Annotated in this window: 7 protein-coding genes and 1 pseudogene; 7 read left to right on the top strand and 1 reads right to left on the bottom strand. The window is 59.2% G+C overall.

Features of this window, described 5'->3' with window-relative positions:
* The 6 genes and pseudogenes from BLR44_RS22005 to BLR44_RS21980 form a co-directional block, all read left to right on the top strand.
* A pseudogene (locus tag BLR44_RS22005) lies at nucleotides 1-492 on the top strand (polysaccharide lyase); the annotation flags it as partial.
* A gap of 26 nt (nucleotides 493-518) precedes the next feature.
* Entirely contained in the window at nucleotides 519-3,677 is a 3,159-nt protein-coding gene (locus tag BLR44_RS22000; RefSeq protein ID WP_089686194.1) for a DUF6298 domain-containing protein, read from the top strand.
* A gap of 133 nt (nucleotides 3,678-3,810) precedes the next feature.
* Complete coding sequence (locus tag BLR44_RS21995; protein ID WP_089686192.1) at nucleotides 3,811-5,286, top strand: glycoside hydrolase family 140 protein; 1,476 nt, start codon at nucleotides 3,811-3,813, stop codon at nucleotides 5,284-5,286.
* A 2-nt stretch (nucleotides 5,287-5,288) separates the two neighbouring features.
* Nucleotides 5,289-6,281: a glycoside hydrolase family 43 protein gene (locus tag BLR44_RS21990; protein ID WP_143017416.1), complete on the top strand. Its 993-nt coding sequence runs from the start codon at nucleotides 5,289-5,291 to the stop codon at nucleotides 6,279-6,281.
* Between the two features lie 113 nt (nucleotides 6,282-6,394).
* Nucleotides 6,395-8,284 carry a sialidase/neuraminidase family protein gene (locus tag BLR44_RS21985; protein ID WP_143017415.1) on the top strand — a complete coding sequence of 630 codons (1,890 nt, stop codon included), beginning with the start codon at nucleotides 6,395-6,397 and terminating at the stop codon, nucleotides 8,282-8,284.
* A gap of 91 nt (nucleotides 8,285-8,375) precedes the next feature.
* Nucleotides 8,376-10,460 (top strand): glycoside hydrolase family 127 protein, encoded by a 2,085-nt coding sequence (locus BLR44_RS21980; protein ID WP_089686190.1) that lies wholly within the window; start codon nucleotides 8,376-8,378, stop codon nucleotides 10,458-10,460.
* Nucleotides 10,461-10,633: 173 nt separating this feature from the next.
* Here the strand turns inward: BLR44_RS21980 and BLR44_RS21975 are convergent, their stop codons facing one another.
* Nucleotides 10,634-11,020 carry a MotA/TolQ/ExbB proton channel family protein gene (locus tag BLR44_RS21975; protein WP_089686188.1) on the bottom strand — a complete coding sequence of 129 codons (387 nt, stop codon included), beginning with the start codon at nucleotides 11,018-11,020 and terminating at the stop codon, nucleotides 10,634-10,636.
* Nucleotides 11,021-11,171: 151 nt separating this feature from the next.
* Here BLR44_RS21975 and BLR44_RS21970 point away from each other — a divergent pair, with 151 nt between their 5' ends.
* Nucleotides 11,172-11,960 carry a LytR/AlgR family response regulator transcription factor gene (locus BLR44_RS21970; protein ID WP_089686186.1) on the top strand — a complete coding sequence of 263 codons (789 nt, stop codon included), beginning with the start codon at nucleotides 11,172-11,174 and terminating at the stop codon, nucleotides 11,958-11,960.
* Nucleotides 11,961-12,140 lie beyond the last annotated feature (180 nt).

Genomic DNA, 12,140 nt, shown 5'->3' with positions numbered 1-12,140 from the left:
CCGCTGCCGATGCCGGAGCTGACGGTGATGCCAGCCAAAGAGGCGTATGCCTACGTGCTGGACAACGCGGGAGCAACCCTGCCCCGGCGGGATGCGGTGGATCAGCGGGTGATCCAACAGGTGCGCACCGGTCAGATCACCGACTACAACAAGGAGGTCGATCCGGACGAGTTCTACCAGTTCGAGCACCGGCGGCTGGCCAAGGACTCCTACAAGCAGGGCATCATCACCGACATCCGTCAGGTGGGGGGCTATCCAGAGTATAAGGGCAAGCCTTATAAGGATTCGGATGGGGACGGCATGCCCGACAAGTGGGAGAAGAAGTACAAGCTGAACCCGAAAGATGCTTCGGACGCAGTGCAGGACCTGAACGGGGACGGCTACACCAACATCGAGACCTACATCAACGGCATGGACCCCACCAAAAAGATCGACTGGAAGAAGCCTGAAAACAACACTGACACCCTCGCCAAAAATGGCCTGATGGAGTAACGGTTTTCACCCAAGACACTCGTATTTTGAATCTGATCAGTCATTTTCCGTGGAGCGTCTTTTGCAAACGCTCCACGTTTGTTTCATCCCTTTGCCTGGCGCTGGCAGTTCAGACTGCCGCGGCGCAGGAGGGAGACATCCCGGTTTGGCCGGGACCGGATGGGAAACTCGTCTATACGCCCGATTCGCTGGGCAACCGTGTGCCCGATTTCTCCTACGCCGGGTACAAGGGCGCGGTGCAACCCCTTCCGAACGTACCGATTCAGGTGGTGGTGTCGCCACAGGCAGGCGACGCGACCGCCCGGATTCAGGCCGCCCTCGATTACGTCGCGGCTTTACGCCCCGGCCCGGATGGGATTCGGGGCGCGGTGTTGCTGGAAAAGGGACGCTACGAAGTACAGGGCGCGTTGCGGATGGATGCCTCGGGCGTAGTGCTGCGCGGCAGCGGCATGGGTGAAGACGGCACTGTCGTCGTCGGGGCCGGACTGGACCGGCAGACGTTGCTCCGTGTGGCGGGGGAAGAGGACCGGCAACTCGGCGAGACCGTGACGGTTACGGATGGTTATGTACCGGTAGGTGCGATGCAGGTGCAGGTGAAACGTCCGCAAGCGTTCCGCGTGGGCGATCAGGTGCAGGTCCGTCGTCCATCAACCGAGACGTGGATTCAGGCACTGGCGATGGAAGACTTCGGTGGCGAAACGGGCTGGATCGGCTGGAAACCCGGCGAACGCGACGTGGTCTGGGATCGGGAAATTACCGCCATCGAGGGCAATCGACTGACGCTGGACGCGCCGCTGACCACCGCCTTGGACGCCCACTATGGCGGCGGCACCGTGGCCAAGTACACCTGGCTGGGACGAATCGAACAGGTGGGGATCGAAAATCTACGATTACAGTCCACCTACGACGAAAACAACCCTAAAGACGAAGCACACCGCTGGATGGCGATCACGCTGGAAAACGTGCGGGACGCCTGGGTGCGGCAGGTGGTGTTCGAACATTTTGCCGGTTCGGCTGTGGCGGTCTGGCGCACCGGGAGCCGCATTACCGTCGAAGATTGCCAGTCGCTCGAACCCGTCTCCGAAATCGGGGGGCAGCGACGCTATACCTTCTGGACCGAAGGGCAACAGACCTTATTTCAGCGCCTGTACGCCGAACACGGCTACCACGATTTTGCGGTAGGCTTCATGGCCGCCGGGCCGAATGCCTTTGTGCAATGCACATCGTCGCTGCCGTACAGCTTCAGCGGAGCCATCGATAGCTGGGCGTCGGGCGTGTTATTCGACGTGGTCAGCGTCGACGGCGAGGCCCTGAGCTTTCGCAACCGCTGGAGCGAGGAACAAGGCGCGGGGTGGACCGCCGCCAACAGTCTATTCTGGCAATGCTCCGCCGCCCGCATCGACTGCTTCCGTCCGCCGACGGCACAGAACTGGGCCTTTGGCGTCTGGTCACAATTTGCCGGGCACGGCTACTGGCACGAAGTCAACAGCCACATCCGCCCCCGGAGTCTCTACTACGCACAGCTGGAAGAGCGGCTGGGCGAAGAAGCGGGCACCCGTGCGCAGCTATTACCGATGGAGTCGGAAGGGCTCACGAGCCCGACCCTCGAAGAGGCCGCCGAACTGAATGCGCTGGCGCGTAAACCGCTGGTCTTGCTCCCGGAGTGGATCAGCCGGGCCCCCGAACGAAATCCCATTCCCACGGATGGGAAAGGCATCAAAACGTGGGAACAACTCAAGCTGCGTCTGCCGAAAGAGCAAGTGACGAAGGCCGTACCGATGCAACTGAAAAACGGCTGGCTGGTGCAGGGCGACCATCTCATGACCGGACGACAGATGCCCGTACCGTGGTGGCGCGGCAACATCCGTTACTACGACGCGCAAAAGGCAAAACCGGCCGTGACGCGTTGGGTGCCAGGCCGCGTCGGGACGGGTTGGACGGATGACCTGCAGACTGTCGTGGATACGATGGTCAGCCGTAACATTGTCGCCCTCGACCACAACTACGGTCTTTGGTACGAACGCCGCCGCGACGACCACGAGCGCGTTCGCCGCATGAACCCGGAAGTCTGGGCACCGTTCTACGAGCAACCCTTTGCCCGGAGCGGACAGGGGGCCGCCTGGGACCAACTCAGCAAATACGACCTCACGAAATACAATCCCTGGTACTGGAGTCGCCTGCGGCAGTTTGCCGTACTGGCCGCACAGAACGGGCTGGTGCTGTTCCATCAGAATTACTTCCAGCACAACATCCTGGAGGCGGGCGCGCACTGGGCCGATTCGCCGTGGCGGCCGGCCAACAACGTGAACGAGACCGATTTTCCTGAGCCGCCGCCCTACGCGGGTGACAAGCGCATCTTCCTGGCCGAGCAGTTTTACGACATCGCGCATCCGGTGCGTCGCGAACTCCACCGGGCTTACATCCGGCAGTGCCTCGACAACTTCGTCGGGACGCCGAACGTGATTCAGTTTATCAGCGCCGAATACACCGGACCGCTCCACTTCGTCGAGTTCTGGCTCGACGTGGTGCAGGCGTGGCAGGAAGAAACGGGACACGACGCCACCATCGCGCTCAGCACCACAAAAGATGTGCAGGACGCGATTCTGGCCGATCCGAAACGCGCCGCGGTGGTCGACGTGATCGACATTCGCTACTGGCGCTACGGAGAAAACAGCGTCCTCTACGCGCCGGAAGGCGGAAAGAACCTGGCCCCCCGGCAACACGCCCGCCAGATGAAAGCGCCGAAACGCACGCTGGAGGCGACCTATCAGGCCGTGCGGGAGTACCGGGAACGGTACCCTGACAAAGCGGTCCTCTATTCGTCCGACGGTTGGGACGTTTTCGGGTGGGGCGTGTTCATGGGCGGCGGTTCGCTGGCCGCGTTGCCCGCCACCACCAATGCCGAGTTGTTGCAGCATGCTGCGGGCTTGCAGCCGCTGGCCCTCCCCAACCCCGACGCCTGGGCATTGGCGAACGCGCAGCAAGGAGAATACGTCGTGTGGAACTGGGCGTCGGAACCGCTATCACTGGATTTGCAGGCGATCAAGGGGAATTTCCGGGTGCGGTGGATCAATCCGGCAGACGGATGTGTGCTACCGCAGGAGGGCAAAATCAAAGGGGGGAGCATAGTCACCCTGCCGTCGCCGCCGACCGAAGGCGCCATCGCGTGGGTCACCCGGCGGTGATCAGATTTTTGATTCCCATAGAGTACATCCCCTTTCCGGCATGTCTCTCCTCGAAGTAACGGCTCCATTCTCAAACGGACTCATTTCCTCTATGCAACACCCTTTGAAAGCGCATAACGTCAGTACACTCAGCATGAAATTGCTCAGCGTGAATGCGCTCGGCGTGAATGCGCTCAGCGTGATAACGCTGGTGCTTCTCATCCTGCTCGCCGCGGCGTGCGCTTCTCCCGAAACCGCAGACCAGACGTCTGCTGACTCCACTTCTACCGAAGCGACTGCGGAAAAAAGCGCACTTCGTGTCTCGGACAACGGCCATTTTCTGCAACAGGCCGACGGCGAACCGTTTTTCTGGCTGGGCGACACGGGCTGGCTGCTGTTCAGCAAGCTGGACCGCGATCAGGTCGAAACCTACCTGGAAAACCGCCGACAGAAGGGCTTCAATGTCGTGCAGGTGATGATGCTGCACTCGCTCGGGGCCGTGAACGTGTACGGCGATACCGCTCTGATCGACAAAGATGTGTCGCGCCCGAACGTGACGGAAGGCAGCAGTTTTGAAGATTCGGCGCAGTACGACTACTGGGACCACATTGATTATACGGTTGACCGCGCCGCCGAAAAAGGCATTTACATGGCGATGGTGCCCGTTTGGGGCTCGAACGTAAAGGCGGGGGGCGTCAGTCCGAAACAGGCCGCGACCTACGCCGAATGGCTGGCCGATCGCTACGGCGACCGTCCGAATGTGATCTGGCTGAACGGCGGCGACATCCGCGGCGACGACTCTATTCAGGTCTGGCAGACGCTGGGCAAGAACCTCCGCGAACACGATCCCCATCACCTCATTACCTTCCATCCGCGCGGCCGGACGCAATCGTCGCTCTGGTTTCACGACGCCCTCTGGCTCGATTTCAACATGTTCCAGTCGGGGCACCGCCGCTACGATCAGGACACCATCGCCAGCGAACCCTTTCGGTATGGCGAAGACAACTGGCGCTACGTGGAAACGGAATGGAACCTGAAACCGACCAAGCCGACCATCGACGGCGAACCCTCGTACGAAGGCATCCCGCAGGGACTACACGACCCGAAAGAGCCGCTCTGGAACGACGCCGACGTGCGGCGCTACGGCTACTGGGCCGTGTTTGCCGGGGCGGCAGGCTACACGTATGGCAACAATTCGGTGATGCAGATGCTGGGCCCGCATGACAAAGGTTCGGCGTATGGCGCTACGGTGCTGTGGGACAAAGCCCTCGACGATCCGGGTGCGGGGCAGATGGTCTACCTGAAAAACCTGATGTTGTCGCGGCCTTATTTCGATCGGGTGCCTGATCAATCGTTGATTGCCGGGGGAACGGGCGAGCAGTACGACCGGCAGATTGCGACGCGTGGCGAAACCTACGCCTTCATTTATACCTACAACGGGAAGAACATTCCGGTACAACTGGGCAAGCTCAAGGGCGACCAGGTGAAGGCGACGTGGTACAGCCCGCGCGACGGAAAAGAGACGGAAATCGGGACGTTTGCCAACGAAGGGACGCATGCCTTCGACCCGCCCGGCGAACCCAAAGACGGCAACGACTGGGTGTTGATTCTGGATTCGGTAGAAGAGTAAGGATGGCATCATCGATAGCACGAAACCGTCACTGGACACGACCGTGGACGTTCCTGAACGGAGCGAAGACGTGGGTAGTCGGAGCCGCACTGGTTTTGCTCTTTGCCCACTGCCAGTCTGAAAAGGAAGTCTATCTGTTTTCCTCGTTCAAAGAGCCGGCCGACGCCGGGTTACGCCTGCTGTACAGCGAAGATGGTTACCACTGGACGCGGTTGGACAGTACGTTCCTGACCCCCCAAGTCGGCGACAGCAAGCTGATGCGCGACCCCTCCATCGTGCGCGGGCCAGACGGCACGTTCCATCTGGTCTGGACGACCGGCTGGCGCGGCGACCTGGGGTTCGGCTACGCGCATTCGAAAGACCTGATTCACTGGTCAGACCAGGAATTCATCGACGTCATGGCATATGACACCTCAACCGTCAACGTCTGGGCACCGGAGCTGTTCTACGACGATGAGCAGGAGCGGTACATCACCATCTGGGCCTCGACGATTCCTTACCGATTCGAGCGGGGCATCGAAGACGAGAAGAATAACCACCGGATGTACTACACCACGACGAAAGACTTCACGTCTTTTTCGCCCGCCAAGCTATTTCTGGACCCCGGCTTCAGCGTGATCGATGCGGTCATTGTGAAGCGCGCCGCGGACGATTATGCGCTGGTGCTCAAAGACAACACCCGTCCGAATCGCAACCTGAAAATGGCCTTTGCCGACGATCCGTTGGGGCCGTACGAGGGCGTGACCGAACCGTTCACGGGCAACTTCATCGAAGGGCCGACGACCGTCAAACTCGGCGACGAATGGCTGATCTACTATGATGTGTACCAGGAGAAAATTTACGGGGCGATGAAGACGAAAGACTTCGAAACCTTCACAGACGTGACCGATCAGATCGACGTACCCGAAGGCCACAAGCACGGCACCATCTTCAAAGCCTCGGCGGAAATTCTGGAAGGACTGAAAAAGGAGGCCGCCCGGAAAACGGGGCAGTGAGGAAGAGAGTGCTCGCAGCGTTTCGCGGATGTTCGCGCGGAGTCTCGCAGAGGAAATTGTACTCAGAAAATCAGGTGAAGCGAATAAAGCGCTCCACGTAAACGAATCAGATCATGAATCGCATTCAACATATAGTTTTGGCCTTGGCACTCGGTAGCCTGGCGCTGAGCCCGGCCGTGGCGCAACAGGACACCGTTCACTACGTGGGTTCGACGCTCTCCAACGTGGATTACCACCACGGACAGTTGCGGCCGGCTATCGGGGTGCACAACATCCAGGTGCTGCACGCCAACCGGGAAAATCCGTCCAAGGCCAACGGCGGGGGCTGGACCTACAACCATGCGCCGAACCTGGCGTACTGGAACAACACGTTTTTCCTGGCCTACCTGAGCGATCCGGTTGGGGAACACATCCCGCCCAGCCAGTCGCTGCTCATTACCTCGGCAGACGGCGGGGATACGTGGTCGGAGCCGGACATTCTGTTTCCGCCGTACCCCATTCCGGACGGTACCACGAAAGAAGGAGTAGAAGGGGTGGCGAAAGACCTGACGGCGGTCATGCACCAGCGGATGAGCTTTTTTGTGTCGGAGAACGACCGTCTGCTGTCGCTGGGCTATTACGGGCTGGCCCTGGACGAGCGCGACGATCCGAACGACGGCAAAGGCGTGGGGCGGGTGGTTCGCGAGATCAAAAAAGACGGTAGCTTCGGCCCGGTCTACTTCATTCGCTACAACTCCACCTGGGACCCGAAAAAGTCAGAGTATCCGTTCTTTACCAAAAGCAAAGACAAAGGCTTCGTCAAGGCGTGCAAAGAGCTGTTGGACAGTCCGCTCATGATGCAACAGTGGGTGGAAGAGGCCGACCGCGACGATCCGCTGATTCCCCTGAAAGGCGAATACAAAGCCTTCAGTTTCTATCACCTGCCCGATGACCGGGTGGTCGGGCTGTGGAAACACGCGCTGACCACCATCAGCGAAGACGGCGGCAAAACCTGGTTGTACCGCCCGACGCGTGCGCCCCAATTCGTGAACAGCAACGCCAAAATCTGGGGACAACGCACGTCCGACGGGAAGTACGCGACGGTCTACAATCCTTCCGAATTCCGCTGGCCGCTGGCGATCTCGACGAGCGACGACGGACTGGCCTACGATCACCTGTGGCTGGTGAACGGCGAAATCACGCCGATGCGCTACGGCGGCAACTACAAGTCGTACGGCCCGCAGTACGTGCGCGGCATCGTGGAGGGCAACGGCACGCCGCCCGACGGGAATCTCTGGGTGACGTACAGCATGAACAAAGAAGACATGTGGGTGGCGTCCATTCCGGTACCGGTTACCGCCACCGCCACGGAACATCCGAACGAGGTGTTCAACCAACTGCCGGAAGGGGAGGAGTTGAACCAGTGGAATTTGTTCAGTCCGCAACTGGCCCGAACCCAGATCGAGTCGCACGACGGCAAGCGGATGCTGGCGCTGCACGACCAGGATCGGTTCGATTACGGAAAAGCCGAGCGCGTCATTCCGGCGTCAAAGCAACTGACCGCCGACTTTACGATCATCCCGGCACAGAACGATCAAGGCTCGTTGCAGATCGAATTTCTGGACGCGGAGGGATCGGCGGCTATCCGGTTGCAATTCGATCCCGACGGCACGTTCTACACCAAGGCGGGCTACCGGCAAAAAGGAATCATGGACTATCAGCCCAATCAGGCGTACGACATCCGCGTCACGCTCGACACCGACCAGCGCCTGTACACCGTGTACGTCAACGGCAAACAGGAAACCCGGCAGATTTTCTTCGCGCCGATTGCGGCCGTAGAACGCATTGCCTTCCGCACCGGCGACCGCCGTTACTTCCCCACCGCTGACACACCCACCGACCAGATGTACGACCTGCCCCGCGCCGGAGAACCCATCCCAGAAGCCGTCTACTTCATCGAGTCGTTCCAGACCCAGGCAGGCGTTGCGCCCGATGCCCGCGCCCAAGCCGGGGGAGGGAAATAGAGGAAGGTGCCAGAGGGCTGAACACAGTTTACTGTCCGCCCTCCGCCGACTGAAAAATAAAATCATGATGCGAAAGCAAAATAACAATGCAATGCTTCGTAGCGACGGGTTTAAACCCGTCGCTACGAAGCATTATCAAGGCCGCTATCTGCCAGGATTTTTAACGTTTTTTCTCGCCTGTTGCGTAGTAACTGCCGCGCAGGCGCAGGAAGTCTCGGATAGCGGTGCGGTTGTCGTCAAAGCGCCTCGCGTCGAGCGGGCCATTCCCATTACCCATATTGAATCCATCAGTGGGTTTGTGGGGAACCGGTTGGAGAAGAACAAGGACCAGTACCTGAAACAGTTTCCGATCGAAGAATACGTCGGCTTCCTGGAGCAGCGAACGCACCGGGGCTGGGACTGGAAACAGGCCGAGCAACCCGGCAAGTGGATCGAGTCGTCGGTCTGGACGTCGCTGCGGACGGGCGACGCCCAACTGGACGCCAAGGTGCACGAGATGGTCGACCGGCTGATCGCCTCGCAGGAACCGGAAGGCTACGTGGGGGCGACCGACCCGGAGGTGCGTACGCCCGAAAAGCCGCTGCGGGGCATGGACGCCTACGAACTCTACTTCCTGCACCACGCGCTGATGACGGCCTACGAGCAATGGCAGGAGCCGCGCGCCCTGCAAGCCGCCGAACGCCTGGCCGACTACTTTGTGAAATACATCGGGCCGGGCAAAGCCGAATTCTGGCCCACCGACGACCGCTACCCGGAAAACGTCGGGAAGACCTACCGGGGCACGAAGCACTCCGACCTGGCAGGGCATAGTCTCCATTATTCGTGGGAAGGATCGTTGCTGATCGACCCGATGCTGCGGCTCTACCAACTGACGGGTGAGCAGCGCTACTTCGACTGGAGCCAGTGGGTGATCGGGAACCTCGACAAGTGGAGCGGCTGGGATGCCTTCTCCAAGCTGGACAGCGTAGCGGACGGCACAATGGACGTCAACGACATTCAGCCGTACGTCCACGCCCATACGTTTCAGATGAATTTCCTCGGGTTGCTGCGGATGTACCAACTCACCGGCGATGCTTCGTACCTGCGGAAAGTGGCGGGGGTGTGGGACGATGTCGCCGAGCGGCAAATGTTCATCACGGGCGGCGTGGCGGTCGGTGAACACTACGAACGCGACTACCTCAAACCCCTGACCGGTGAGATGGTCGAAACCTGTGCCACCATGTCGTGGCTGCAACTGTCGCAGTACCTGCTGGAACTGACCGGCGACACGAAATACGCCGACGCGATGGAGCGGTTGCTCTGGAACCACGTCTTTGCCGCGCAGGCCGCCGACGGCACCTGCAATCGCTACGACACCCCGCCGAACGGCTTCAAACCCGAAGGCTACTTCCGCCGACCGGATTGTTGCACAGGGAGTGGACACCGTCTGCTGTCCATGCTGCCCGCGTTTCTCTACGCTACCAGCGACGATGCGCTGTACATCAACCAGTTCATGCCGACCGAAGCGGCGGTAGACTTGAACGGCAAAGGGACGATCCAGGTCGCGCAGACCGCTCATTATCCCGAAGAGGAAACCGTGGTGGTGGAGATCAGCCCGGAACAGAAAACCCGGTTCACCGTGAAGATCCGCATCCCGGCGTGGTGTCAAGCGCCGCAACTGTCGGTGAACGGCAAAGCGGTGAAAAGCATCCAACCGGGTACGTACGCCACGCTGACCCGCAAGTGGAAACCCGGCGACCGGATCGAACTGCACCTCCCAATGGAGCTACGCTGGGTACAACGTGAACACCACATGGAGGTCAGCGACCGCAAACCCTATCCCGCCAAGCCCGATCCCAATCCGCCGTACGCCTTGCTGCGCGGCCCCATCGTCTACGTCGCCGACAACCTCTGGTACGAAGGCGACACCGCGCAGCGTCCGCACAGCATGATGGAAGAAGCAGCGTTTGTCCTGCAAGATCCCGCCACGCTGGAAACGGTCGCCACGCCGCAGGACGACATGCTCGGTCCGGGCTACGTCGTGCCGCTGCAATTGAAAAACGGCCAATCTTTCGACCTGCGCATGTTCCCCTTCGCGAACCTCGGCATCTGGTACCGGGATGCTTCTGCCAAACCCGACCCGGAATCCGAAGCCTATTCGTACGCCATCTGGCTGAAAGGGAAAAAGGAGGAGTAGCTAGTCCGAAGGCGACCTCACGTGCCAAAAGATGCGTTCAGCATGATAGCAAGGGGTTTGTCATCCTGCAAAGGATCTTTTCTCACGCCAAGCGATTTCTCTTCACTGGCATGGCAGGATTATAGAACTCACTTCCTCTACACAGAGGACAGTTTCTCTTGTGTGCTTTCCATTCACTCCACAGCCACTTTCCGGTTGAGGGCAGTTTCCAGCCCGAACCAGATCAGGTAAGACAGTAGAAAGATAAAAAAGCCGTACAGGGTGCTGATGGACGACACGCGCAGGCCACCCGCCAGCATCGCCTGCGAAACGGCTCCGATCTGTTCGATGGCCTTGAAGGCGTCGTACAACCCCAGCAGTTGTCCGAACATCCCGAAGATCAGCGCAAACAACCCGACAGATTTTACATAGGTCAGCCGATGGCGGGTGGCGGCGACGTGGCTTACCTGGTGGGTGAAGATGGGCAGGCCGACCACGACCGCCGTGGCGACCATGATGAAAAACACCAGGGTCAACATCCCCATAAACAAGATGCCGCCTTCGAAAAATAGATCAAGCATGCTAGATTTAAGTTTAGGTAATTGAATGCACCAAAGCTAGGGCGTGGGGGCCGCGCGTGTCAATGTAGAATCCGGTCGAAAACCTGTCGTTCAACGACTTTTCCCCCTCCAATCCGAAACAAGGGGCATTTTTAACGCAAAAAGCCGGAGCATGAAACACATCCACCACGTCGTTTTCTGGGTCGCCGTACTCCTGGTACTGACGTTCATTTTCGGGGTTTCGGGCGGGAGTTACCTGGAGTCGTTCTACTTTGTTGCCATGTTGCTGCCGGTGGTCGTGGGGACGTCGTACTTCTTTAACGAATACCTAGCCCCGCGTTTCCTGTTTCAAAAGAAGCTCCTGAAGTTCATCCTCTACTCGGTCTACATGCTGGTCGTTTCGCTCTACCTCGAAATGATCGTCGTTACCTTGACCTTCATGTACCTGGCCAATTACCAGTATAAGAACATGAACCCGGTGACCTCCAACGTGTTTGTGCTGGCGCTGACGCTCTACTGCATCGTGTTTCTCTACGGATTCATCCAACTGGCGCGCCGCGCGTTTCGCAGCCAGCGTCTCATTCAGACGTTCGAAGAAGACAAGGTCAAACAGGAGGAGAACTTTCTACAGGTGCGCGTCGACCGCAAAACCGTTCCGCTGGTCCGCGACGAGATTGCCTACCTGGAGAGCATGGGCGACTACGTGAAGATCATCACCACAGAAGCCGAAAAGCCCCTGATCACGAAAGAGAAAATCAGCAAATTGCAGGAGCGGCTCCCCGCTTCGTTTCTCCGCATCCACCGTTCCTACCTCGTCAATCGCACGAAAATCCAATCTTACAACGCCGAGCAGCTTCAGGTCCACGACGTCAGCCTGCCCATCAGCCGCACCTACAAGAAAAGTACCCTGGCCGCCCTGGAAGGAAAAATCCTCTGGCAAACCTCCCCGGACCGTGCGTAGACCAGAAGTGTAGTTGGTCCCTTCCACACATTCCGTCATCGCCTCAGCATGTCATCTCGAACGCACGTGAGAGATCTTTCTTCAAAGGGTAGAAGATTTCTCTCTTCACTAGGTTACGGTCGAGATGACAAGCGCCGAGATCGCTTCTACTGGATTGTCATCCTATTAAGGGCCTTTTAC

Source organism: Catalinimonas alkaloidigena (assembly GCF_900100765.1).
GTDB classification, from domain to species: Bacteria; Bacteroidota; Bacteroidia; order Cytophagales; family Flexibacteraceae; genus Mooreia; species Mooreia alkaloidigena.
This window is presented reverse-complemented; position numbering and strand designations above follow the sequence as displayed.